Genomic DNA, 24,431 nt, shown 5'->3' with positions numbered 1-24,431 from the left:
CCCGTCGCGAGGCATCATGCTCTTCTTATCCCCAGGCAGGACGTCGCCTTTGAGCGCCGCCTGCGCATTGCTGCTGACGTTGTCGGGCTGTCATGACGGCAAAGGCGAATCGTCGGTCCATCCTCTGCCCGAAGTCGGTGTGACGACCGTCGCGCCGCGCACGGTCCGCCTCGCGGACGAATTCAACGGACGCGTCGAAGCGGTCGACGCGGTCGAGTTGCGACCGCGCGTGAGCGGCTATCTGCAGCGCATCGCGTACAAGGAGGGCGACCTCGTCGCGCAGGGCGCGGTGCTGTTCGAGATCGATCCACGCCCGTACCGGATCGCGCTCGACCGCGCGAACGCGCAGCAGCAGCGGGCGCGCGCGGCCGCGAGCCTCGCCGATGTACAGCTCAAACGCGTGCGGACGCTGATCGATGCGCATGCAACCTCCCAGGAAGAACTCGACAACGCGCGCTCGACCGCGGAGCAGGCGCGCGCCGACCTGCGGGCGGCCGACGCGGCCGTCGCGGACGCGAAGCTCAATCTCGGCTTCACCGAAGTGCGTTCGCCGATCGCCGGGCGAGTCGGCCGCGCGATCGCGACCGCCGGCAACCTCGCGCGCGCGGACGAGACGCTGCTGACGACGGTCGTGTCGCAGGACCCCGTCTACGTCTATTTCGACTGCGACGAGCAGAGCTACCTGCGCTACAACGCGCGGCGCGCCGACCGGAAGCATCGGGCGATCGGCGCGGACCCGGTGCGCGTGGGCCTCGCGAACGAGACGGGCTTCCCGCACGCGGGCACCGTCGATTTCCTCGACAACCGGCTCGATCCGCAAACCGGCACGATCCGTGCACGCGTGCGGCTGCCGAACGCGGACCACACGTTCACGCCGGGCCTCTATGCGCGGGTACAGCTCGTCAGCGGCCGCGACCAGGACGCGCTGCTCGTCGACGACAAGGCGGTGCTCACCGACCAGGATCGCAAGTACGTATACGTGATCGGCGCCGGCGACAAGGCGCTGCGTCGCGACGTGACGATCGGCCGTGTGCTGGACGGCGAGCGGATCGTCGAGAAGGGGCTGCAGCCAGGCGATCGCGTGGTCGTCGACGGCGTGCAGCGGATCTACTATCCAGGTGCGCAGGTGAAGCCGAAGGCGCTGGCCGTGCATGCGGACGCGGGCACCGGGCCGGGCAGCGGCATGCAGGCCGTGGCCGACGCCGGCGCGCCGGTCGCGCAATAACGGGAGCCCTGCGATGGATTTTTCCCGATTCTTCATTGACCGGCCGATCTTCGCGGTCGTGCTGTCGATCGTCATCTTTGCGCTCGGCCTGATCTCGATCCCGATGCTGCCGGCCGGCGAATATCCGGAAGTCGTGCCGCCGAGCGTCGTGGTGCGTGCGACGTACCCGGGCGCGAACCCGAAGGAAATCGCCGAATCGGTCGCCGAGCCGCTGGAGGAAGCGATCAACGGCGTCGAAGGGATCATGTACATGAAGTCGGTCGCGGGCTCGGATGGCAGCCTGCAGGTCGTCGTCACCTTCCTGCAGGGCGTCGATCCCGACACGGCCGCCGTGCGCGTGCAGAACCGCGTGAGCCAGGCGCTGTCGCGCCTGCCCGACGAGGTGCGCCAGTACGGCGTGACCACGCAGAAGCAGTCGCCGACGCCGCTGATGTACGTGAGCCTCTATTCGCCAGACAACAGCCGCGATTCGCTGTACCTGCGCAACTACCTGACGTTGAACGTGAAGGACGAGCTGTCGCGCCTGACCGGCATCGGCGATGTCGGCGTGTACGGCTCCGGCGACTACGCGATGCGGCTCTGGCTCGACCCGAACCGGCTGGCATCGCGCGGGCTGACCGCGAGCGACGTGATCGCCGCGGTGCGCGAGCAGAACGTGCAGGTATCGGCTGGCCAGCTGGGTGCGGAGCCGACGCCGAAGAAGAACGACTTCCTGCTGTCGATCAATGTGCGCGGCCGGCTGCGCACGGTGCAGGAATTCGGCGACATCGTGCTGCGCAACGGCGACGACGGCCAGGTCGTGAAGCTATCCGACGTCGCGCGCGTCGAGCTCGGCGCGGGCGACTACACGCTGCGCTCGTATTTCAACGACCGGCATTCGGCCGTGGTCGGCATCTTCTTGTCGCCGGGCGCGAACGCGCTCGAGGTCGCGAAGGCCGTGTATGCGAAGTTCGACGAGTTGTCGAAGCGTTTCCCGCCGGGCATCGCGTATCGCCCGGTGTGGGATCCGACGGTGTTCGTGCGCGAATCGATCGGCGCGGTGCAGCACACGCTGATCGAGGCCGTCGTGCTGGTCGTGCTCGTCGTGGTCCTGTTCCTGCAGACGTGGCGCGCGTCGATCATCCCGCTCGTCGCGGTGCCGGTATCGGTGGTCGGCACGTTCGCGTGGCTTTATCTGCTCGGCTATTCGATCAACACGCTGACGCTGTTCGGGCTCGTGCTCGCGATCGGGATCGTCGTCGACGATGCGATCGTGGTGGTCGAGAACGTCGAGCGCAACATCGCACAGGGGCTGAGCCCGCGCGACGCCGCGCATCAGGCGATGCGCGAGGTGTCGGGGCCGATCGTCGCGATCGCGCTCGTGCTGTGCGCGGTGTTCGTGCCGATGGCGTTCATGTCGGGCGTGGCCGGCCAGTTCTACAGGCAGTTCGCGGTGACGATCGCGATCTCGACGGTGATCTCCGCGATCAATTCGCTGACGCTGTCGCCCGCACTCGCCGCGAAGCTGCTGCGCCCGCACGGCACGCCGAAGGATGCGCTCGCGCGTGGGCTCGACCGCGCATTCGGCTGGCTGTTCCATCCGTTCAACCGCTTCTTCGAGCGCAGCTCCGACCGCTATCACGGCGTCGTCGGTCGCGCGCTGAAGCGGCGCGGCGTGGTGTTCGCCGTCTATGCGGTGCTGCTCGCGGCGACCGCGCTGCTGTTCAACGCGGTGCCGGGCGGTTTCATCCCCGTGCAGGACAAGCTGTACCTGTTCGCGGGCGCGAAGTTGCCGGAAGGCGCATCGCTCGCGCGCACCAGCGAGGTGACCGAGCAGATGACGAAGGTCGCGCTCGGCACCGACGGTGTCGAGATAGTGCCGGCGTTCGCGGGGCTGAACGCGTTGCAGGGCGTGAACACGCCGAACATCACGAACTCGTATGTGATCCTGAAGCCGTTCGACCAGCGCCACCGCAGCGCCGCGGAAATCAACGCGGACCTGAACGCACGCTTTTCGGCCATCGGTGGCGGCATTACCTATGCGCTGATGCCGCCGCCGATCCAGGGGCTCGGCAACGGCTCGGGCTATTCGCTGTACCTGGAGGACCGCGGCGGGCTGGGTTACGGCGCCTTGCAGAACGCGCTCACCGCGTTCCAGGCCGCAGTCGCGAAGACGCCGGGGATGAGCTACCCGGTCAGCTCGTACCAGGCGAACATCCCGCAACTCGAGATGAAGGTCGACCGGTTGAAGGCGAAGGCGCAGGGTGTCTCGCTGACCGACCTGTTCAGCACGCTGCAGGTCTATCTCGGCTCGATGTACGTGAACGACTTCAACCTGTTTGGCCGCGTGTACCGCGTGATGGCGCAAGCGGATGCCGGTCACCGGCAGACGGCCGCCGACATCGCGAATCTGCGCACCCGCAACGCGAAGGGCGAGATGGTGCCGATCGGCTCGATGGTGACGGTCGCGCCCGCGTACGGGCCGGATCCGGTCGTCCGCTACAACGGCTATCCGGCTGCGGACCTGATCGGCGACGCGGACCCGAAGGCGATGTCGTCGTCGCAGGCGATCGCGAAGCTGCAGCAGATCGCGAAGGACGTGCTGCCGCCGGGCATCACGCTCGAATGGACCGACCTCAGCTATCAGCAGGTCACGCAGAGCAACGCGGCGATCGTCGTGTTCCCGCTCGCGGTGATGCTCGTGTTCCTGGTGCTCGCGTCGCTGTACGAGAGCTGGACGCTGCCGCTCGCGGTGATCCTGATCGTGCCGGTATGCATGTGCGCGGCGCTGTTCGGCGTATGGCTTTCCGGCGGCGACAACAACGTGTTCGTGCAGGTCGGTCTCGTCGTGCTGATGGGCCTCGCGTGCAAGAACGCGATCCTGATCGTCGAGTTCGCGCGCGAGCTTGAAATCCAGGGCAAGGGCGTGATCGAAGCCGCGCTCGAGGCGTGCAGGCTGCGGTTGCGGCCGATCGTGATGACGTCGGTCGCGTTCATCGCGGGCGCGGTGCCGCTGTTGATCGGCAGCGGCGCGGGCAGCGAGGTGCGAGCGGCCACCGGCGTCACCGTGTTCGCGGGGATGCTCGGCGTCACGCTGTTCGGGCTGTTCCTCACGCCCGTGTTCTATGTGGCGATCCGCAAGCTCGCGGGCGGCACGCCGGCCGTGTGGAGCGAACAGCACGGCACCCTCGAAGGAGAAAACCGATGAGCGCCGCGTTCCGTCTTTCCGCGCTCGTGATGTCGTTGACGCTCGCCGCGTGCGCGGTCGGCCCCGATTTCAAACGGCCAGACACGGCGGCTGCCGCGCGCTTCGCACGCGACGCGCATCCGGCCATGCAGGACGCGACGTCGCCCGACGCGTCGGCGGCTGCCGATGCCACGTTCTGGGGCGGCTTCGGCGATCCGGCGCTGACGCAGCTGATCGACTCGGCGCTCGCGGCGAACCACGACCTGCAGGTCGCCGTCTCGCGCTACGACGCGTCGAACGCGTTGCTGTCGCATGCCACCTTCGACCGCTATCCGACGATTACCGCGAGCGGCCAGATCGGCCACCAGCTAATGAGCAAGGACCAGGCGTTCGGCGCACCGCGCAGCCAGCGCGATACGCCGATATCCAATGTCGGGATCAACGCGGCGTGGGAACTGGACCTGTTCGGACGCGTGCGCAGGTCGATCGAGTCGCAGCGCGCGGAAACGGCCGCGAGCGCGGCCGACGTACGCGCGGTGCGTGTCGTGATCGCGGGTGAGGTCGCGAGCACGTACGTGGATCTGCGCGGCTCGCAGGAGCGGCTGCGGATCGCACGCGAGAACGCCGACAACCAGAAGCAGACGCTCGCGCTGATCAATGCGCGCGTCGGCGCGGGGCGCGGTTCCGAGCTCGATGCGGCGCGTGCGCGCGCACAGTACGAATCGACGATGTCGCGGATCGCCGTGTATGAATCGGCGATTGGCGTCGACGAGCACCGGCTCGCGGTGCTGACCGGACAGACGCCGGATGCGCTGATCGGCCGGTTCGACATCCCGAACGACGACGCATCGAAAGGCACGCCGGTGCCGCTGCCGGCGCTTGCCGCCGACATCGATCCCGGCACGCCGGGCGACCTGCTGCGCAGGCGCCCCGATGTCGCGGCTGCCGAGGCACGGCTGCACGCGGCGACCGCGCGGGTCGGCGTCGCGACGGCCGACCTGTTTCCGCGCTTTACGTTGTCGGGGCTGCTCGGCAGCGCGACGAGCAGCTATGGGTTCTTCCGTGCGGGCAGCGACACGAACTTGATCGCGCTCGGCGTTGACTGGTCGTTCCTCGACGTCGGCCGCGTGCGCGCGCGGATCGCGGCGAGCGACGCGGAGGCGGCCGGCCAGCTCGCGCAGTACCGGCAGACTGTGCTCGGCGCACTGGAGGAAACCGAGAACGCGCTGCTGCGCGTTGCCCGCACGCGGGACGAGACCGCGCACCTCGTGCGGGCGGCGGACGACAGCGCACGCGCGGCGCAGCTTGCGCAGACGCGCTTCGCGGCGGGCGCGATCGACTATTACGAAGTGCTCGACGCGCAGCGGACGCTGCTGCAGGCGCAGGACGCGGCGGCCGACGGGCGGATGCGCAGCGCGGCGTCGACGGTCGTGCTGTACAAGGCGCTCGCGGGAGGCTGGCCGGCGGGAACGGCGCAGGCCGCACCGGGGCCGGTCGCGCGATCGGTGCAGTAGCACGCCGGGCCGCGAGGCAGGCTGGCGCGGGTCGTCCGCCCGCCGTTCAACAGGGGGCGGAGCGCCGACCTGGTGTCCGCTGACGGCAGCCCCGCGCATCGCCGTCGCACCTGCCTTGCATCGCCGGCACCGCATGCGCGGCGCGGCAAACGGACGATTTCCCGCCGCGAAACATTGTTCTCCTTCGTCGTAAACGTCTCGAATGCGTGATATTTGCGCCGCCCGATCCGGTTTAGAGTGGCCGCAAATTGATGACGATGTGTCGTATGGCCGAAGTCGCAGGCCGTACCGATGCACCAGAGGAGTTGGAGACAAATGGCTGAAGGCAGGATTACGCAAGTTGAATCGTTCGGTTTCGAGCGCATTCCCGACGCATCGCGCTATGCACGTCCGATCGATCTGTTCCGGTTGCTGTTCGGCGGCTGCAATACGTTTTCCACGTCGGTGCTCGGCAGCTTCCCCGTGCTGGTCGGGCTGTCGTTCAAGTCGGGCGTCGCCGCGATCGTGCTTGGTGTACTCGCCGGCACCTGCATCCTCGCGCCGATGAGCCTGTTCGGCCCGCGCAACGGCACGAGCGACCCCGTGTCGTCCGGCGCGCATTTCGGCATCCACGGCCGGATCGTCGGTTCGTTCCTCGCGCTGCTCACGTCGATCGCGTTCTTCTCGCTCGCGGTGTGGAGCTCGGGCGACGCGCTCGTCGGCGGCGCGCACAACATGGTCGGCGTGCCCGTCAACGGCTTCACGCTCGGCGCGGCCTACATGGTGTTCGCGGTGCTCGTGCTGATCGTCTGCATCTACGGCTTTCGCTTCATGCTGTGGGTCAACAAGATCGCCGTGTGGGCGGCGAGCCTGTTGTTCGTCGCAGGCCTGTTCGCGTTCGCGGGGATGTTCGACATGAACTACGCGGGCAAGCTGAGCCAGGGCAGTGCAGGATTCTGGGCCGCGTTCGTCGGCGCGGTGCTGGTCGCGTTGAGCAACCCTGTGTCGTTCGCGTCGACGCTCGGCGACTGGGTGCGCTACATCCCGCAACAGACGCCGAAGCGGCGCGTGATGGGCGCCGTGTTCGCTGCCCAGATCGCGACCTTCGTGCCGTTCTTCTTCGGCCTGGCGACCGCGACGATCATCGCGTCGAAGGCGCCCGCGTTCATCGCATCGAACGACTACGTCGGCGGGCTGCTCGCCGTGTCGCCGCGCTGGTTCCTGCTGCCGATGTGCCTGATCGCGATCATCGGCGGGATGTCGACCGGCACGACCGCGCTGTACGGCACGGGCCTCGACGTGTCGAGCATGTTTCCGCGCTTCCTGAATCGTGTGCGTGCGACGTTGCTGATCGGCACGATCGCGATCGCATTCATTTTCGTTGGCCGTTTCTGGTTCAACCTCGTCGAAAGCGTCGCGACGTTCTCGACGCTGATCGACACGTTCAGCTGCCCGTGGATGGCGATCATGGTGATCGGCTACGTGACGCGTCGCGGCTTCTATCTCGCCGACGACCTGCAGGTGTTCAACCGCGGGCTGCGCGGCGGCCACTACTGGTTCACGCACGGGTGGAACCTGCGCGCGATGGGCGCGTGGCTGCCGGCGGCGTTCATCGGGCTGTCGTTCGTGAACCTGCCGGGCCAGTTCGTCGGGCCGCTCGGCAACCTGGCTGGCGAGTTCGATCTAAGCGTGCCGGTGTCGCTGCTGGTCGGCGGATTGCTGTATTTCGTGTTGCTGACGCTGCATCCGGAAGCGGAAGGTGTATACGGCCCGAACGGACGCTTCCTCGTGCGCGGCCGCAGGCAGGCGGCGCGTGGTGTCGGCGCGCCGGCGATCCAGCCGAAGGGGTATTGAGCGCCGCATCGCTTGCTGCTTCGTTTCGGTAGCCATCGTGCCGCCGCGCGGGAAAGCCGCCGGCGGCATGATCGTTTTCGGATCCGTGATTGCCGGTGCGGATGAGCGGCCTGACCTGTCCGTCAGCCCCGCAGCGGATCAGTGGAACGTGCTGCCTGCGAGCATCCCGCCGTCGACGATGAATTCCGCGCCCGTGCAATACGCGGATTCGTCGGACGCGAGAAACAGCACGAGGCTCGCCACTTCGTCGGGTTTGCCGATGCGCGCGATCGGCAGCCCGCTGTAGATCGACGATGGGTCGAAATCGGCGTATTCCGGCGGGCGTGCCATCACCGTGTCGATGCCGCCCGGATGGACCGAGTTCACGCGGATTCCATAGCGGCCGAACTCGAGCGCGGCGGCCTTCGTCATCCCGCGCACCGCGAACTTGCTCGCCACATACGCGCTGCCGCCGGCCACGCCTTCCATCCCGGCCGTCGACGACACGTTGACGATCGAGCCGCCGCTCGCGTCCTTCAGCGCGGCCAGTGCCGATTTCATGCCGAGCCAGCAGCCGACCTGGTTCACGTCGATCACCTTGCGATAGTCGTCGAGCGAACAGGACTCGATCGGCACGAGCTTCAGGATTGCCGCGTTGTTCACGAGGATGTCCAGCCGGCCGAAGTGCGCGAGCGTCGCATGAACGGCGGTGTGCCAGTCGTCTTCGTTCGTCACGTCGAGATGCTGGTAGCGCGCGGCGTTGCCGAGTTCGGCCGCGACGCGTTGTCCGGTGTCGTCCAGAACGTCGGCGATCACCACGCGTGCGCCTTCGGCGACGAATCGGCGTGCCTCCGCCTCGCCCTGGCCGCGGGCACCGCCCGTGATCAGCGCCACCTTGCCTTCGAGTCGTTTCATCGTGTTTTCTCCTGTGAGTGAAAGGGGACGCACGAGCCCGCTCGTGCGGCTGTCGACGCGTCGATGATGCGGACCGGATCGGCGCCATCCCGTGCGCGTGCTTCGGCGATGCCGCGCGCGATCGAGTCGCGCATGCCGGCGCGTTCGATCACTTCGACGCGCACGCCGGGATCGTCGGCGTCGTGGAGGTAGGCGACGCGCGTGACCGGGTTGCGCGCTTCGAACACGACGCGCAGGTCAAGCGCCGTGAGCTGCGCAACCGCGGCATCGAGATCGTCGACCGCTCATGCGACGTGATGCAGGCCCGCGAGCGGTTGCCCGTGCATGTCGCGGTACGGAGACGGGGCATCGTTCGTCACGTGGATCAGTTCGATCTGCAGGTTGCCGGGATACGAGAGACCGACATCGATCGTGACCGTCGCCGCTTCACCGAGGTAGCGGCCGCCGAGACGCACGTCGCCGGACACGGTCGACGGGATCGCATCGTAGCGGGCGCCAGCGCGCGATGCTGCGGTCGAGATCGGCAATCACATAGCCGATCTGGTCGACTGTGCCGAGGACGGGGGCGTTCATGGTGTCTCCATGGCGGGGGCGCGAGCATGCGCGGCGCCGTTCGATGCGACATGCGACGAATGACGGCCATGATGACAACAAACCTGGCGCTTCGTGCCATCCAAACGGACGAGCCGCGGGGGCACGGCGCGATGGGGGAGAGGCGAGTGGGCGCCTCCGCGCGTTATCGCGCGTTCGGGCCCTCGACCGTCACGTATCCGCTGTTTTCATGGCGGGCAGCCGCGCTGTCGTGGACGGTTGCGCGCAGGTTGGCCCGATCCTGTCGGACGTTGTCTCGCGGTCCGCTGTCGCGCAGGGTCGCACGGCCCGACACTGGCGCCTCGCGGTCACGGCAGCCGATTCACGACGGCAACCTGCCTTGACCGCGTGCGGCGGCGCGGCTGTGCCGGGCCGCCGCTCCGTTCGATGTGCCAACCTTGAGTAGAGAGCGACCCATGCAACATCCGACCATCCGTACCCTGGCCGGCGCGAGCGCGCCGAGGTCGATCGACGCCGCCCGCACCGCGCTGCTGGTGATCGATTTCCAGAACGAGTATTTCAGCGGCCGCCTGCCGATTCCGGAAGGACCGCGCGCGCTGGGCAATGCGCGACGCGTGATCGCGTTCGCCGATCGCGCCGGCATCCCGGTATTCCACATCCAGCACGTCGGCGCTGCCGGCGGCCCGCTCTTCGCCGACGGCAGCGACGGCTTCCGCTTTCATGCGGACCTGCTGCCGGCGCCGCATCACGCGGTCGTGAAGAAGACGTCGGTGAGCGTGTTCCCGACGACGGACCTCGACGCGCGCCTGAAGGCGGCCGGCATCGACACGCTGATCGTCACCGGGCTGATGACGCATGCGTGCGTCGCCGGCGCGGCCCGCGATGCCGTGCCGCTCGGCTACGGGGTGATCGTCGTCGACGACGCGTGCGCGACGCGCGATCTCGATGTCGCGGACGGCGGCACGGTGCCGCACAGCGATCTCCATCGCGCCACGCTGGCCGCGCTGTCGGACACGTTCGGCGACGTGTTGACGACCGGACAGGTGCTCGCGCTCGACGTCGCCTGATGCGCGTGCGGCCGGGCTCGAGCCGTGTGCGGCGGCGCGCAGGCGGACGACGCCCCTGGCGCGGTCAGGCGGCGCGAGGCGGCATGGCGGCGAAGCCCGGGCGATCGAGATGAGGCGGCCTGCCCGGGGCCCGGAGGCGGGCCGGGAGGCCTATACCTGGGCGGTGCGGGTTGGGCCGAGCGGGGCGCAGCCGATCGGCGGTGGCGGCGACGGCGGCGGTCAGTCCGATGGCGCGCAACAGCGAACGCCGATTCATGGCGAGTCCTCTATCTAATATGTAATCGGGGCGCCTTACGTTAGTCTGCTGGTCCTGCGACCGGGTTACACGGGTCATCAAGGCTGTTACCGCATGTCACGACGGCTTGCGGGCAGCCGGGGCGCCGGCCGCCGGTCCCACGCTTCAGACGCTGACGGCCCAATAGGGTCGGCCACGGCCACACGGGCATGTGTTTACAGTTCGGTCGCAGCGTTTTAGGCGAGCAGGCCCAATATTTGAGACTGATCTGGGTAAAAATTACCGTTTTTGCGTGGTTCCATCGATTCCGTTTGTTGTTTCTATGCAACCGTCAAGACGATGACACGAAAGAATGGTGGGATGAAAGCCTCCAAAAAGCATCCGTCAATCAGTCAAAAAAAGACGTTAAAACAAATACTTATAACGCTCCCCCACTTTCATTATTTCTAGTTCTGGAAAAGCTTATTTCTTTATTTGCGGATCGCGCCCCTAGGGTACACCCCTAAACTCACGGTTCCCAAACGGGCAACTATCCGGGCGCGGCCAGAAGGACCGATGGCGTTCCCGGGCGGTTGCAGACCGTTTATGAACAAGGTCGCGAGACCTGCCTCTTTTTAGAAGGGAGCTCCACGAATGAACAAGACTCTGATCGTTGCAGCAGCTGCAGCATCGTTCGCTACCGTCGCTCACGCGCAAAGCAGCGTCACGCTGTACGGCGTGCTGGACGCAGGCATCACCTACACGAGCAACGTCCAGCCGGCACTCGGCCAAGCTGGCAAGTCGCGTTGGGCGATGGGTTCGGGCATTGACCAGAGCCGTTTCGGCCTGCGTGGCTCGGAAGACCTGGGTGGCGGCCTGAAGGCAATCTTCACGTTGGAAAGCGGCTTCGGCATCGGTAACGGCAAGCTGGGCAACAACGGCGGCATGTTCAACCGTCAAGCATTTGTCGGTCTGTCGAGCCAGTACGGCACGGTCACGCTGGGTAAGCAGTATGACGCAACGCAAGACTACCTGGCGCCGCTGACGGCAACGGGCTCGTGGGGCGGCACGTACTTCGCGCACCCGCTGAACCTCGACCGTCTGAGCACGACCGGTGACGTCGCAGCGAACAACACCATCAAGTTCACGAGCGCGAACTACGCTGGCCTGCAATTCGGCGGCACGTACTCGTTCTCGAACAACACGAACTTTGGTAACAACCGTGCGTACAGCGCAGGCGTTGCATACCAATTCCAAGGCCTGAAGCTGGCGGGTGCATACTCGCAAGCGAACCTGGGTGACGGTACGAACGCAAACGGCGCGACGTCGTCGGCAATCGGTGGCATCGCTAGCCAAGGCCGCGTCCGCACGTACGGTGCTGCTGCCGGTTACGCATTCGGCCCGGCACAAGTCGGCGCTGCATGGACGCAAGCACGTCTCGACAACAACGCAGTTGGTCTGGGCACGCTGCGCACGGACAACTACGAAGTCAACGCGAAGTACAACCTGACGCCGGCTCTCGGCCTGGGCGCTGCTTACACGTACACGAACGCGAAGATCAACAACGGCAGCACGCACTGGAACCAGTTCGGCCTGCAAGCTGACTACTCGCTGTCGAAGCGCACGGACGTCTACGCACAAGCTGTGTACCAGCGTGCAGCGAAGAACGGCATCGGCGCGTCGATCTACAACGGCGACAGCTTCAGCAACAACCTGCCGAGCTCGTCGATCAACCAAACCGCAGCAACGGTTGGTCTGCGTCACCGCTTCTAAGCGTGACAAGCGGGGTAACCCGCTTCGCAGTATCGAAAAGGCGCCTTCGGGCGCCTTTTTTTCGCCTGTCGAATACGACGACGCGGATCGCGACGACGGTGCGTCTCGTCCGGACGCAAGAAAACGAGGCTCAGAGCCTCGCTTTTTGTTTGATATGGCCGGAGGTACGCTGCCGGCCCGCAGCGGCGTCAGCGCGTGTATTCGCCGTTGGCTTCCGGCTGGAACACGATCGCCGCGACCTTCATCAGCTTTTCGGCGCCGCTTGGCTGCAGCACCTTCACCAATTGACCGCGTTGCGTGCCCAGCAGCGCCATGCCGACCGGCGAGAACACGTTCAGGCGTCCGAGTTCGAGATTGGCGGCATCCGGATAAACAATCGTCCAGGTGGCCTGTTCCTGGGACGCTTCGTCGAGCAGCGTGATCTGCGAGTTCATCGTGACGACGTTCGCCTTGATGGCGTCGGGCTGTACGATATCCGCGCGCTCGAGCAGCGTGTCGAGCATCGTCTGGAAGCGCGGGTTGTGTTCGGCGTGCTTCTCGAGACGAGCGACGTCGAGTTCGGTCAACTGGTAAAGGCGTTGTTTCATGGCAGTTCTCCAAATGATCGGCATGGGGCAGGCATGGCGTGCCTATGGGGATCGCCCGGAGCCTGTCTGACCTGGCTCCGGGAGGAGGCCGTGCTGTCAGATCAGGCGCCGGGCAGGGGCGAGCGGTGCCTGGGCCGTGCGTCGAAGGCAGGGGTGCGCCGGATGGCCGGCGCGCGCACGCACGCCGGCCGGGCCGGACAGCGAAACCGAGAGAGGCGTGGGTGCGTGCATGGTGAATAGGGTATCGACGGGCGAATAAAACCTTACGATTCTACAACACAACCTTCCGGATCGGTGATTAGGCTGTCGGCCTTTCGTCAGGCATTGTTGTGGAAATGATTTAAGTAATGACGATCTCGCGCGGTGACACCGGTCGATTTTTTCCGAAAATGCAACGCTGTATGTTCAAACCAAGGGTTTCCCCTTGGTATTGCGAGCACTACACTTGATCCATCGCTTCAGACAGTCCCGCCGGAAGCGACGCCAAAAGAGAACATATTTCGGAGGTCCACCATGAAGTCGATCATCTACGCAGCGATCGCTGCATCCGTGCTTGCCGCCCCGATCGCATCGTTCGCGCAGTCCGAGCAGGGCTTGACCCGCGACCAGGTCCGGGCCGAACTCGTGCAACTCGAACAGAACGGCTACAAGCCGCTCGCGAGCGATGCGCAATATCCGCAGAACATCCAGGCCGCTGAACAACGCATCCAGCCGAACCAGCCGATGCTCGCCCAAGCCGACACGAGCGGCTATGGTGCGGTGGCGACGGGCGCAGGCCAGTCGGGCCGCCGCATGACGCGTGAAGCCCCGAATCCCGTGAACTCCGTCTACTTCGGCAACTGAACATCCCCGGGTCTGCCCGAGCACAGCATGTGACCGACGGGACGCGCGCTACTCGCGCGCGTCTGCGTCAGCAGAGCAGAACCTCCGTCGCCGCATTCCGGCGGCTTTTCCGCCCAGACGCTCGCGCGTTTGGGCCTTTTTTGCTGGGATGGGTCAGACGGACGTGACCGCCGGGGTGCCGTGGATATAGTGTTCGAGCTGGCTGATCGTGAATTGCTGATCGGCAATCACACTCTTCACGAGGTCGCCGATCGAGATCAGGCCGATGAGCTTGCCGTCCTGGAGGACGGGCAGGTGGCGCATCCGGTGTTCGGTCATCAGCGCCATGCACTCGTCGGTGGATTGCGAAGGTTCGACGTAGCGCACCTTGGCCGTCATGATTTCCTCGACGCGGGTGGCCTTCGACGAACGGTCCTGCAGCACGATCTTGCGCGCGTAGTCGCGCTCGGTGACGATGCCTGCGATGTCGTCGCCCTCCATGACCAGCAATGCGCCGATTCCCTTTTCCGCCATCAGCTTGACGGCGTCATAGACGAAATCGGCTTTCGTGACGGTGTAGATCGTGCGGCCGGAATCCGGCTTGGCTTTGAGAATTTGCGCGACAGTCGTGCTCATTTGCTTTCTCCGTGTGCGGGACGATGCAGGGAAGGCAGGGCGTGATGCGCGGCACCCGATGGGCCCAGTATAGCCGGGCCTGCTACGGCAGTCGCGTGACGTTTCCAGATTAGCGGTAAACTCCGGGCACGCACTATCCACACAACTCCTACATTCCTGATCGTTTCGATTGAATTCATGATGTCTTCGCGTCCCCAATCGCCCACGCAGGGCAATGGCCAGGCCGACGAGTGCGTGACACTCGTCGCCACCGCGTCGCTGCCCACGCGCTACGGTACGTTCACGTCGTACGCATTCCGCGTATCGGGCAGCGATGCCGAACATCTCGCGCTCGTGATGGGTGACGTCACCGGCGAGCAGTCCGTGCTGACGCGGCTGCATTCCGAATGCCTGACCGGCGACGTGTTCGGCTCCTACCGCTGCGATTGCGGCGAGCAACTCGATCTCGCGCTGCGTTACATCGCGGCGGAAGACCGCGGCGTGCTGCTGTATCTGCGTGGCCACGAAGGGCGCGGCATCGGCCTGAGCAACAAGATCCGTGCATACGCGTTGCAGGAGCAGGGGCGCGACACCGTCGAGGCGAATCTCGATCTCGGCTTGCCCGACGACGCCCGCGAATACGACTCGGCCGCAGCGATCCTCCGGATCCTCGGTGTGACGTCGGTGCGACTGATGAGCAACAACCCGAAGAAGTTCGACACGCTCGTGAAGCACGGCATTCCCGTCTGCGAACGCGTGGCGCTTGCGGTACCCGTACGCGAGGAAAACGAGCGTTACATCCGGACCAAGCAGGCGAAGTTCGGGCATTACTTCGAAGAAAACGAGTAACGAAAACAAGGGGCTCTTCGGAGCCCCTTGTCTCATCTGGATTTCGATGCCACACCGCGAGCAAGCTGCCTGCGCGCCAACTATCCGGTAGCCGTCTGCTTCCTCGAGCGTCTGTACGGATGTATCCCAATACTGCTGTCCGGGGCCGGCCAGGTGTGCGGACCATGGGCGGATAGCGGAGATGATATGTCCCCGATAAATTATCGCAGGCAAGAAAAAGCCCGCTACTGGAGCGGGCTGAATCCATGTTTGGAGACATGGAGGAGACGGATGTAACTTTAAGGGAAAACCCGAGGTCTGGCAAGCCCTAGTTGTAATTGTGCAACGCAGCGTTGGTGAGTTTTCCTGGCTGTGTCCGCGAAGCCGTTGCCGCTCTCACATTCCGGCCGCCCATGCATGCGCCGCAAACGCGCCGAACCGCTCCTGCGCAACCGGCACCGCGTACTTGTCGCGCATTTCCATCTCGATCCACGCACAGGCCTCGCGCGCGCAGTCGGTCAGCGCGTGCCGCGTCGCGTGTCCGTCGATGTCGTAGACGAAGCGCACGCCCACCTCGTCGTCGGCGACTTGCCGCTGCAACTGCTTGAGCTGCAATTGCGGCCCGTGCCGTTGCGACAGCGCGCGCAGCTCGTCGAAGTGATATTCGAGCCAGTCGGCGAAGAACAGCGCATCGCTGCGGCAGCGCAGACGGAACGCCGCACTGCGCGACGGACGCCGCGTGGCGCCGGCGGCCTGCGGCTCGCCGTTCGGCGCCATGGCTGCGTCGACGGGCGCAAGCGGCTGCCCGATCTGCCGGTACGGTTCGCGGTCGCGCAGCGCGTGCCACAGTAGTTCGTCGCCGGTGGCCCCGGACGGCTGCATCGTCAGGTCATGCTGGCCGTCGCCGATAGCGGCGACGTCGCGGATCACGAGGCGCAGCGAGCAGAGCGGCTCGTCCGCAACCAGTAGCGTCGCCGCGCGCGGCAACCCGCACACGAGCGGTGCCGCGCCGGCCGCCCGGAACACGAGCCCGTTGCGATCGAGCCGGACGAGCGGCAGCGGCCGCGGAAACGACGGGTAGGTGACTGTGATGCGGGCGCCGCCGGTACCCGTCAACCCGGGCATCATCGCGCGAAAGACCTGAGACTGGTCCACGGTGGTTCTCCTTCGTTACGGTTCCGCCCGGCCGGACTACGCGCGTTCCGGCTCAGGCGGCGATGGCCTGCCGGGCAGCCCGTCCCGGCTCAATTCCAAGTGCGGCAAACGTTTGCGGATCGATGTCGATCCAGCACGCGACAACCAGACGACCGTCCACCGGTTTCGGGGGGCCTGCCCGGTGCGCGTGCACGCCGATCCGGCGGAACAGCCTCTCCATGCTCGCGAACGTCACGCCGATCAACTGCCGCGCGCCCAGTTGCGCCGCGCATTCGACGACCGCGGCGAGCATCGGGCGGACGGCCCACTCGGCATTGCCCGGAGCGCCTTCGTCGCCGGTTGCAGCGAACCGCGACAGCTCCCAGACGGCTGCCGATTCCGGCAGCGCGACGTCGTCGGCGATCAGGTCGGCGAACAGCGACTTCAGCAGATACGGGCGCGTGGTGGGCAACAGGCGCGCACATCCGCACACGTCGCCGTCGGCGTTTCTCGCGAACACGTAGACGGTATCGTCGCGATCGAACTGGTCGCGCTCGAAACTTTCGTTCGCCGACGGGAGCGCCCAACCGAGCTGTTCGACGAACACGCGGCGCCGATAGCGCCCGAGATCCGCTGCAAGTTCGTGTGGCAACCGCCCTTCCTCGTGAACGAAGGTCCGCATGGTGTCCTCGGATCTGTACTTTGGTATGCACGCATTACAGCGCGCGTCCCGAGGGGGCGGTAACTAGTAACTCTTACAGGGTGAGGGTGGCCGATACCATTTGACCGATGGTATCGGTTTCCTGATCGGCGGGATTGAAATGCGGGCGGCTTTTGCTTATAAAGAGCGCCAGTCGTACGGAAATGTCAGAGGAAAGCGCGGCCGGTTGTCACTGGAGCGTGGGACCGGCATGATAGGCGTCGTTGCGACCGAGCAGCGACGATGCGACCGCGGCCGGCCAGTCGACGTGTGCGAGCCGCGCGGCGAGCACGGCGGCGGTGCGGAACATGCCGAGATCGGCGCCGGTGGCGTCGACGGCCATGATGTTGCTGCGCACGTCGCCGCCCGCGATCACGAACGTGCCCGTCGCGCGCTCGAGATACCAGTCCCAGCCGACCGTCAGGTATGCGACGCCGGCACTGGCCGGGCGATGCCATTCGGTGTAGCCGGCCAGGCGCGCGTCGATGGCGCTGTCGCGTAGTTCCGCGAGCAGCGATGCATCGAGGCCGCTCGCGACGTGGTCGAGCACGAGCGCGGCCAGTGCGCTTTCGGACAGGCGCACGTAGCCGTCCGGAGACGGGCCGCGGACCGGATGCAACAAAGGTGAAGTCATGCGCGGAATGTATCAGCCCCGAACCGGCGCTGGCACCTGACAGGTATGACAGCGTAACGTTGTCGGAGAATGAATGGAACTGCGCTGGCAGGATGCCTACCAACAATTCAGCGCCGCGGAAGACGAGCAGCAGCTCTTCCAGCGGATCGCCGCTTATTCTAAACGCCTCGGCTTCGAATATTGCTGTTACGGCATTCGCGTGCCGCTGCCGGTGTCGAAGCCGGCCGTCGCGATCTTCAATACTTATCCGGACGGCTGGATGGCGCACTATCAGGCGCAGAACTACATCGAGATCGACTCGACGGTTCGCGACGGCGCGCTCAGTACCAACATGATCGTCTGGCCGGACGTCGACCGGATCGATCCGTGCCCGTTGTGGCAGGACGCGCGCGACTACGGACTGTCGGTGGGCGTCGCGCAGTCGAGCTGGGCGGCGCGCGGCGCGTTCGGGCTGTTGAGCATCGCGCGTCACGCGGACCGGCTCACGCCGGCCGAGATCAACATGCTGACGCTGCAGACCAACTGGCTCGCGAACCTGTCGCATTCGCTGATGAGCCGCTTCATGGTGCCGAAGCTGTCGCCCGAGTCGAGCGTCACGCTGACCGCGCGCGAGCGCGAGGTGCTGTGCTGGACGGCCGAAGGCAAGACCGCATGCGAGATCGGCCAGATCCTTTGCATCTCGGAGCGCACGGTCAACTTCCACGTGAACAACATCCTCGAGAAGCTCGGCGCGACCAACAAGGTCCAGGCGGTCGTCAAGGCGATCGCGGCCGGACTTATCGATACACCCTGATCCGGCGCTGGCGGCGGGGCGATCGTGCCGCGCCGGCCGCCGCCGCCGCTCACTCCATCATCGGCTCCGCTTCCTTCGCGGTCCAGCTCACGCTGGAAATGCTCTTCTCCATGCTCATTCGGCTCGCGATCTGCTCGAGCTTCTGCTGATCCTTCGGGTGCAGCTTCAGCGTCGCGGTCACTTTCAGCCGGTCCGGCTGGTCGGGCACGTCTTCGCTCGTCAGGCTCTGGAACGACAGCGGCTTCGCGTACATCGAATTCGACAGCAGCGTGCGGATGTGCACTTCGTCGGCGTCCAGGCAGATCACCGTGATCTGGTATTCGCGCACGAGGTCGGCGTTCGACACGGGGGTTGCGTTGATCGCCTGGCTGACGCCGCGCAGCACCGTGTTGGTGAGCAGCACGACGCCCGTGCCGGCCAGTGCCGGCACGAAGTGCCCGGAGCCGGCCAGTACGCCGACGGCGGCCGAGCACCACAGCGTCGCGGCCGTGTTGATGCCCTGGATCGAGCCCTTGTCGCGCATGATCACGCCGCCGCCGAGAAAGCCGACGCCCGACACGACGTACGCGGCGATCTGCGTGACGCCGGCCACGCCGTTGCCGGTCAGCACGCCAAGCGTGACGAACAGGCAGGCGCCGCTCGCGACGAGCGTGATCGTGCGCAGGCCGGCCGTGCGTTGCCGCATCTGGCGTTCGAGGCCGATCGCGACGCCGCAGGCGAACGCAGTGAAAAGACGGAGTGCGAAATCGAGAGTCATGTTTGTTCTGCCGTGCCAAGTGCGCATGCCGGCCCGCGTCGCGGCGGCGCGAGGCCGAACGCGGCACGATGGCCGTCATCGCGCGGTACTGTACCGCGCGAATGCGTCATTCAGTGTGAAACGGATGGCATGCGGGCTCGCGGAACGCGAGCCGCGGCAGGAGAACTGCGTCGGACAGGCGTTCAGGCGGCAAGCGGCGCACGCAACGGAGTGCTGCAACTGTCCACGATGGTTCCTGAAGGAAGAATGGGCGGCATTCTAGTGGGCCGCCCGCGCAGGCGTCAACCCGTCCGGTGGCCGGCCGCGAACGGCCGATGCGTCACGGCGACGGCTACTGCGACGCGCCGATCGTCCCCGTCGCGAGCGCGAGCGCGGCGGCGGCCGACAGCGCGCCGGCATAGCTGTCGACTTCCGCGTTGCGGGCCGCGAGCAGCTGGCTTTGCGCGATCGTCGTATCGGTGACCGAGCCGACACCGTTGCGGTACGCGGTCAGCGCCGCGTCGTAGCTCGTCTGGGCGGCATCGACGAGCGCCTTGGCCGCGTCGTGCGACGCGAGGCTCGTCTGCACCGCGTTCTGCGCGGCGACGACCTGGCGCACGGCTTCCTCCTTGGTCCGCGTGAGGCGCGCGGACGCGCTTTGCGCGTCGTTGCGCGCCTGCATCAGCACCGCCGAGCGCAGGCCGCCGTCGTACAGCGGAATCGTCACGCCGAGGAACACGCCGCCGCCGTAGCGGCTGCCGTTCAGGTTGACGGTCGGCGCCTGGTCGCCGATCGCGGGCAGTGCGGTGATGGCCGTGCCGCCGCTTGCGTACGACGTCGAAGCGGACAGGAAGACTTTCGGCATGAACGCGGCTTCCGCGGCCTTGATCTTTGCGCGATTGGCCTGTTCGAGCGCAAACGCGCCCTGCAGGTCGGGGCGGCGCGCGATCGCGTCCGACACGATCGCGTCGACCGACGAACCGAGCGCGGGCGGCAGCGGCCGTTTCGGCAGCGCGGCGATCGTCGGCTTCGACAGCGGCGAGATGCCGAGCGCGGAGACGAGGGCGAGGTAGCTGTCGCTTTCCGTGCCGCTCGCCTGCACGAGCGCGAGGTTCGCCTGCGCACGGTTTTGCGTCGCCTGCGCAAGCTCGACGACCGTCCCGACGCCATGCTTGAGCCGCGCGCGGGACGCCGCGAGGATCGCGTCCGCGTTCGCGAGGCCCTGCTGCGCACTGGCCGCGCGCGAGCGGGCGGCTTCGTACCGGTAATACGCGACGGTCACGTCGTGGATCACCTGCTGGTGCACGGCCGTGAACGCGACGTTCGACGCGATCGACGCCTGCTCGGCCGCTTCGACGCGCGCCGCGCGGCCGCCGAAATCGAACAGCAGCCATTGCAGCGACAGCGCCGAGATCGTGCCGTGCACGGTCGTGTTGCTCGACGCGTCGCCGAGGAGCGTCGACGTCGAGCCGCGGCTCGTCTGGTACGCGCCCATCGCGGTCGCGGAAAGGTTCGGCAGGTACGCGGCCTTCGCGATGCCGACCGCGAGCGCCGCGTTGCGCGCGTCGTTCCATGCGATGCGCGTCAGCGGGTTCGCCGATTCGGCGAGATCGATCAGTTCGGGCAGCGTGTACGCATGGGCGGCATCGAGCGTGGCTGGCGGCGATACCGATGCGAGCGCGGGCGTGGCCGGCAGCGTGTAGTCGTGCGCGCCTTGCGCGGTCGTGAGCGGCGGCGCGGGCACGATGTCGCCCGCGGCCGATGTTTGCGGCTGCCACGGGCGGTCGGACGCCTCCGGCGCCAGATCGATCGACGACGTCGCGCAGCCGGTCAGCGCGACGGCGGTCGCGAGGGCGGCGGCGGCGATCGAGGCGGCCGGCGGTTCAGGTAGGCGCATGGGGAACAGGCTCCTTCGGTGTGGCTTGACGGGCGGCGTCGGCAATGTGCGCGAGCCGCGTGTCGATCAGGTTCAGCAGCGCGTCGCGTGCGGGGTCGATGGGGGCAGCGGGGGCGGCGCCCGGCGGTGGGGCCGGCGGCGCGGGGGAGGCCGCATGAGGCGCGGCTTCGCCGTCACGCAGGTCGACCACGCGTGCGAGCCGATCGCCGATCGCCGCGTCGCCCGGAGCGCGTTCGGCGAGCAGGAACAGCGGGCCTTCGAGCGCGCCGAGTTCCGCGAGTGCGCGCCGTCGCGCGGCGAGCCATGTGGCGGCCGGCCGCACCCACGACGGTTCGTAATGGATCAGGCCGAGCTCCTGCGCGATCGCGCCGTGGCGTGCGAACGCTTCGGCGGCCAGTGCGCGCCGCTCGGCCGGCTGCGCGATCTGCGCGAGGCGCCGCCACTGGTCGAGCAGCGCCGCGAGCGCGGTGTCGATCTGCTTGCCGATGCTGACCGGCCAGATGCGCGTGAACACGAGATACACGACCACGTTGCCGAGCAGGATGCCGATCGTGCGATCGCGCGCGAGCGTGAGGTCGAAGCCGGGGCCCGCGCCCTGGATCACGCACAGGAAGAACGCGAAGGCGACCTGGAAGCCGGCGTAAGCGATGCGCGGCGATCCGAACGCCACCCACGCGGCGAGCCACGCGCCGGCGAACACGAGCGCCATCAGCTCGCCGATCGACGACAGCGACGGCACGACGAACACGAGTGCGGCCGTCCCGATCAGCGCGCCGACGATGCAGCCGGCGATGCGCAGCGTCAGCTTCTCGACCGTTTCGGCCGTCGAGCCGAGCGACACCATGTAGCAGGTGATGAAGCAGGTGTGGATGCCCGACCAGTCGAGCTGGGAGTACAGCAGGTAGCAGAACATCGCGGCGACCGTCGTTTTCAGCGCATAGCGGACGTGGTCGGGATTGGTGCGCGCATCGGGCAGGAGGAAGCCGCCGCCGGGGGCGGGCGGCGCAGGCGGTGCGGCGGGCTCGGCAGGCGTGTCGGCGGTGGCCGTATCGGCCGATGCGTCGTTCGAGGCCGGTTCCGCGAAATGCGTGATCGCCGTGTGCAGATCCGTTGCGACGACGCGCGCGAGCGGCGGCAGCGTATCGGTTGCCGGCAGCGCGAGCGTCACCTCGACCGGATAGCCGCCGCGTTCGAGGATGGCGGCCATGTCGTCGAGCGTCGTTGCAATCGGCTCGACAAACGTGTCGGGCAGCCTTGCGTCGGGTTCGCGGTCGGCGAGCGCGACCGCGACGAGCAGCGCGGTGCTCGATGCGATGGCCTGCCGCAGCGCGACGACGTCGACGGCCGCCGACGAGCCTTCGAGCTTCGACAGCTTGAGCCACGTGAGCAACTGCTTGTCGCCTTCGCGCAGGCTCGCGTCGAACGCGGCGCGCGCGTTGTCGCCGTCATCGCCTCGCAGCCGCCGGGCGGCGAGCCGCAGCCGTTTCGCGAGCTGCGCCTGCGCGAGCTTGCGCGGCGACGGTGCGATCAGCAGGTTGACGACGATCGCGACGCCGACCGGGATCGCGACCATCAGCCACGCATAGAGCAGCGCGCGCGTCGCGGCTTCGCCGAACGGTGCCAGGCCGAGCTGGTCGAGCCCGAAGCCGACGATCATCGCGAGGATCGCGCCGACCGGGCGCAGCTTGCTTGCCGACGTCAGGTAGAGCAGGCCGACCGACAGCACGGCCATGCACGCGACGCGGAGGATCGAATAGTCGATGCTGAAGATCGCGACGCCCATCACGAGCGCGATGACGACCGTGACGAGCAGCAGCATCGCGACCGCGAGCACGACGCTCGTCACGCGGTCCGCGCGGTTCAGGAAGAACACGACGTATACGGAGATCGCGGCCTCCGGCGTGCCGTACCCGCTCGTCACCAGCACGACGAGCGCGCAGATCAGCGCGACGCGCACGGCCATCGCCGTGCGCCCGGGAAACGGCGCGAGCAGTCGCAGGACTTCGCGCGGGCCCGGCGAGCGGACCTCAGCGGCAGGCTGAGCCATGCCGGACCTCGACGATCGCACTGGCGCCGACGCGCACGAGCTTGCCGTCGGGTTCGTCGAGCTTCACGCGCACGGGGAAGCGTTGCGCGACGTGCACCCAGTTAACCGAGTTCTGCACGATCGGCAGCGAGCGCGGCAGGTTGATGCGAGCACTGTCCGCGATGCCCGCGCCGATGCCGACGACCTTGCCCGTCATCGGGCGGCTGCGGTCGATCATCGAATAGACGGTCGCGCAGTCGCCGAGCTCGATGCGGTTCAGCGACGTCTCGCGGAAATTGCCGACGGCGAACCATTCGCTCGCGTCGATCAGCGTGAAGATCGACTGGTTCGGTGCGAGGGTTTCGCCGGCGAGCACGCTCAGGCCCGTCACGAGCCCGTCGTGCGGGGCGCGCACGACCGTGTCGTCGAGCGCGTGCTGCGCGCGGGCCAGCGCGGCCTCGCGCGCATGCAGCGTCGCGATCGCGTCGGCGTCGTCGCCGATCGTCTGCGCGGACGCGCGCTGCTGCTCCTGCGCCTGCGCGAGCGACACGGCCGCGTCGCGCTGGCGGACCTTCGCCTGATCGAACTGCTGCGCGCTGACGTAGCCCTGCGCGGCAAGCGGTGCGAGCCGGTTCACGTCGCGCGTTGCGAGGTCGGCGTTCTGCGTCGCGCGCTTGACCTGCGCGGCGGCGACCGCCGCGTTCGAGCGCTCACCGATCAGCGACCGGCGGCGCGTGTCGAGCGATGCGCGTGCGAGCTCGAGATCGGCCTGCGCCTGCGCAACCGTCAGCCGGTACGGCACCGGATCGATTTCATACAGCAGGTCGCCTTTCGCGACGCGCTGGTTTTCATGCACCGCGAGCCGCACGATGCGCCCGCCGACAGGCGATGCGACATGCACGACGTCCGCGTCGATCGACGCGTCGTCGGTGGACGGGTAGGCCGTCGTGCGGTGGTACGCGTATGCGAGCGCCGCGATGCCGAGCGCGACGATCGCGAGCGCGATCGCACGGCCTTTGATGGACGGGCGGGCAGTTCCGGCGGCCTTCATGCGAACGGCCCCGTGCCGGTGAGCCAGACGATCACGGCGACCACGAGCCCGATCGCGGTGCAGACGGCAAGCTGGTAAGGGACCGTGGCGGCCCAGCCGGTCGCGACGAATATGCGGTGCGCGACGATCGCGCCGACGATGCCGATGATCGCGCTGACGAGCCAGAGCGGGAAATACGCGCCGAACAGCACGTACGACGGTGCGCCGCGCGATGCGCAGCCCGCGAGCGGCAGGGCGGGCGCCAGGGCGGCGGCGACGCGCAAGGGCGCGCGCGGCGTTGTTTTTCTCATGGTGTGGCGAGCTCGACGATGGGGGTGGATGCCGGGCGCGGCGCAATGCGGTTCGCCGCCGCGACGACGATTCCGCGATA

General features: G+C 67.1%; 22 protein-coding genes. 9 read left to right on the top strand and 13 right to left on the bottom strand.

Going from position 1 to position 24,431, the window contains the following annotated elements:
• Positions 1 to 16: 16 nt before the first annotated feature.
• The 4 genes from LGM71_RS07795 (at position 17) to LGM71_RS07780 (ending at position 7,738) form a co-directional block, all read left to right on the top strand.
• The gene (locus LGM71_RS07795; protein WP_226114533.1) at positions 17 to 1,225 is read left to right on the top strand and encodes an efflux RND transporter periplasmic adaptor subunit; all 1,209 of its coding nucleotides are present in this window, start codon (positions 17 to 19) and stop codon (positions 1,223 to 1,225) included.
• A 13-nt stretch (positions 1,226 to 1,238) separates the two neighbouring features.
• Complete coding sequence (locus LGM71_RS07790; protein WP_226114532.1) at positions 1,239 to 4,412, top strand: efflux RND transporter permease subunit; 3,174 nt, start codon at positions 1,239 to 1,241, stop codon at positions 4,410 to 4,412.
• A complete protein-coding gene (locus tag LGM71_RS07785; RefSeq protein WP_226114531.1) occupies positions 4,409 to 5,905 on the top strand; it encodes an efflux transporter outer membrane subunit in 1,497 nt (498 codons plus the stop codon). The genes LGM71_RS07790 and LGM71_RS07785 overlap by 4 nt, the downstream gene beginning before the upstream one ends.
• Positions 5,906 to 6,220: 315 nt before the next feature.
• A complete protein-coding gene (locus LGM71_RS07780) occupies positions 6,221 to 7,738 on the top strand; it encodes a purine-cytosine permease family protein (protein ID WP_226114530.1) in 1,518 nt (505 codons plus the stop codon).
• Positions 7,739 to 7,876: 138 nt separating this feature from the next.
• On the opposite strand, the gene LGM71_RS07775 is transcribed toward LGM71_RS07780, so the two are convergent.
• Genes LGM71_RS07775 through LGM71_RS07765 form a run of 3 tightly spaced genes read right to left on the bottom strand, consistent with a single transcriptional unit; the run spans position 7,877 to position 9,159 of the window.
• Complete coding sequence (locus tag LGM71_RS07775) at positions 7,877 to 8,632, bottom strand: glucose 1-dehydrogenase (protein WP_226114529.1); 756 nt, start codon at positions 8,630 to 8,632, stop codon at positions 7,877 to 7,879.
• Positions 8,629 to 8,859, bottom strand: a complete 231-nt coding sequence (locus tag LGM71_RS07770) for a hypothetical protein (RefSeq protein WP_226114528.1) — start codon at positions 8,857 to 8,859, stop codon at positions 8,629 to 8,631. Before LGM71_RS07770 ends, LGM71_RS07775 begins: the two co-directional genes overlap by 4 nt.
• A 57-nt stretch (positions 8,860 to 8,916) precedes the next feature.
• Positions 8,917 to 9,159 (bottom strand): VOC family protein, encoded by a 243-nt coding sequence (locus tag LGM71_RS07765; protein ID WP_226114527.1) that lies wholly within the window; start codon positions 9,157 to 9,159, stop codon positions 8,917 to 8,919.
• Positions 9,160 to 9,639: 480 nt separating this feature from the next.
• On the opposite strand from LGM71_RS07765, the gene LGM71_RS07760 reads away from it, so the two are divergent.
• Together LGM71_RS07760 and LGM71_RS07755 are read left to right on the top strand one after the other, a co-directional pair.
• On the top strand, positions 9,640 to 10,251 hold the full coding sequence (locus tag LGM71_RS07760) for a cysteine hydrolase family protein (RefSeq protein ID WP_226114526.1): 612 nt from the start codon (positions 9,640 to 9,642) through the stop codon (positions 10,249 to 10,251).
• Between the two features lie 868 nt (positions 10,252 to 11,119).
• Positions 11,120 to 12,238, top strand: coding sequence for a porin (locus LGM71_RS07755; protein WP_012366341.1), 1,119 nt, complete (start codon positions 11,120 to 11,122; stop codon positions 12,236 to 12,238).
• 188 nt (positions 12,239 to 12,426) lie between these two features.
• Here the strand turns inward: LGM71_RS07755 and LGM71_RS07750 are convergent, their stop codons facing one another.
• Complete coding sequence (locus LGM71_RS07750; protein WP_226114525.1) at positions 12,427 to 12,825, bottom strand: GreA/GreB family elongation factor; 399 nt, start codon at positions 12,823 to 12,825, stop codon at positions 12,427 to 12,429.
• Between the two features lie 513 nt (positions 12,826 to 13,338).
• On the opposite strand from LGM71_RS07750, the gene LGM71_RS07745 reads away from it, so the two are divergent.
• Positions 13,339 to 13,668: a DUF4148 domain-containing protein gene (locus LGM71_RS07745; protein ID WP_059468447.1), complete on the top strand. Its 330-nt coding sequence runs from the start codon at positions 13,339 to 13,341 to the stop codon at positions 13,666 to 13,668.
• 153 nt (positions 13,669 to 13,821) lie between these two features.
• On the opposite strand, the gene LGM71_RS07740 is transcribed toward LGM71_RS07745, so the two are convergent.
• Positions 13,822 to 14,283, bottom strand: a complete 462-nt coding sequence (locus tag LGM71_RS07740; protein WP_059608487.1) for a CBS domain-containing protein — start codon at positions 14,281 to 14,283, stop codon at positions 13,822 to 13,824.
• Positions 14,284 to 14,460: 177 nt separating this feature from the next.
• Between LGM71_RS07740 and ribA the strand changes: the two genes are divergently transcribed.
• Positions 14,461 to 15,111, top strand: a complete 651-nt coding sequence (ribA, locus tag LGM71_RS07735) for a GTP cyclohydrolase II (protein WP_059468449.1) — start codon at positions 14,461 to 14,463, stop codon at positions 15,109 to 15,111.
• Positions 15,112 to 15,486: 375 nt separating this feature from the next.
• On the opposite strand, the gene LGM71_RS07730 is transcribed toward ribA, so the two are convergent.
• The 3 genes from LGM71_RS07730 to LGM71_RS07720 form a co-directional block, all read right to left on the bottom strand.
• On the bottom strand, positions 15,487 to 16,245 hold the full coding sequence (locus LGM71_RS07730) for a hypothetical protein (RefSeq protein ID WP_226114524.1): 759 nt from the start codon (positions 16,243 to 16,245) through the stop codon (positions 15,487 to 15,489).
• 52 nt (positions 16,246 to 16,297) lie between these two features.
• Positions 16,298 to 16,906 carry an acyl-homoserine-lactone synthase gene (locus tag LGM71_RS07725; protein ID WP_059608485.1) on the bottom strand — a complete coding sequence of 203 codons (609 nt, stop codon included), beginning with the start codon at positions 16,904 to 16,906 and terminating at the stop codon, positions 16,298 to 16,300.
• Positions 16,907 to 17,114: 208 nt separating this feature from the next.
• Complete coding sequence (locus LGM71_RS07720) at positions 17,115 to 17,558, bottom strand: DUF4902 domain-containing protein (protein WP_124628955.1); 444 nt, start codon at positions 17,556 to 17,558, stop codon at positions 17,115 to 17,117.
• A 73-nt stretch (positions 17,559 to 17,631) separates the two neighbouring features.
• Between LGM71_RS07720 and LGM71_RS07715 the strand changes: the two genes are divergently transcribed.
• Positions 17,632 to 18,351: an autoinducer binding domain-containing protein gene (locus LGM71_RS07715; RefSeq protein ID WP_059526503.1), complete on the top strand. Its 720-nt coding sequence runs from the start codon at positions 17,632 to 17,634 to the stop codon at positions 18,349 to 18,351.
• Between the two features lie 49 nt (positions 18,352 to 18,400).
• Here LGM71_RS07715 and LGM71_RS07710 read toward each other — a convergent pair whose 3' ends face one another.
• From LGM71_RS07710 to LGM71_RS07690, 5 genes are all read right to left on the bottom strand, one after another.
• Positions 18,401 to 19,108: an MgtC/SapB family protein gene (locus LGM71_RS07710; RefSeq protein WP_124628959.1), complete on the bottom strand. Its 708-nt coding sequence runs from the start codon at positions 19,106 to 19,108 to the stop codon at positions 18,401 to 18,403.
• A gap of 331 nt (positions 19,109 to 19,439) precedes the next feature.
• The gene (locus LGM71_RS07705) at positions 19,440 to 20,984 is read right to left on the bottom strand and encodes a TolC family protein (RefSeq protein ID WP_226114523.1); all 1,545 of its coding nucleotides are present in this window, start codon (positions 20,982 to 20,984) and stop codon (positions 19,440 to 19,442) included.
• Positions 20,971 to 23,031 carry an FUSC family protein gene (locus LGM71_RS07700; RefSeq protein ID WP_226114522.1) on the bottom strand — a complete coding sequence of 687 codons (2,061 nt, stop codon included), beginning with the start codon at positions 23,029 to 23,031 and terminating at the stop codon, positions 20,971 to 20,973. The genes LGM71_RS07705 and LGM71_RS07700 overlap by 14 nt, the downstream gene beginning before the upstream one ends.
• The gene (mdtN, locus tag LGM71_RS07695; protein ID WP_226114521.1) at positions 23,012 to 24,061 is read right to left on the bottom strand and encodes a multidrug transporter subunit MdtN; all 1,050 of its coding nucleotides are present in this window, start codon (positions 24,059 to 24,061) and stop codon (positions 23,012 to 23,014) included. Before mdtN ends, LGM71_RS07700 begins: the two co-directional genes overlap by 20 nt.
• A complete protein-coding gene (locus LGM71_RS07690; RefSeq protein WP_124904925.1) occupies positions 24,058 to 24,351 on the bottom strand; it encodes a hypothetical protein in 294 nt (97 codons plus the stop codon). Before LGM71_RS07690 ends, mdtN begins: the two co-directional genes overlap by 4 nt.
• Between the last annotated feature and the right edge of the window lie 80 nt (positions 24,352 to 24,431).

It is taken from the genome of Burkholderia sp. AU33545 (assembly GCF_020419685.1).
In the GTDB taxonomy this organism is placed as follows: domain Bacteria; phylum Pseudomonadota; class Gammaproteobacteria; order Burkholderiales; family Burkholderiaceae; genus Burkholderia; species Burkholderia diffusa.
This window is presented reverse-complemented; position numbering and strand designations above follow the sequence as displayed.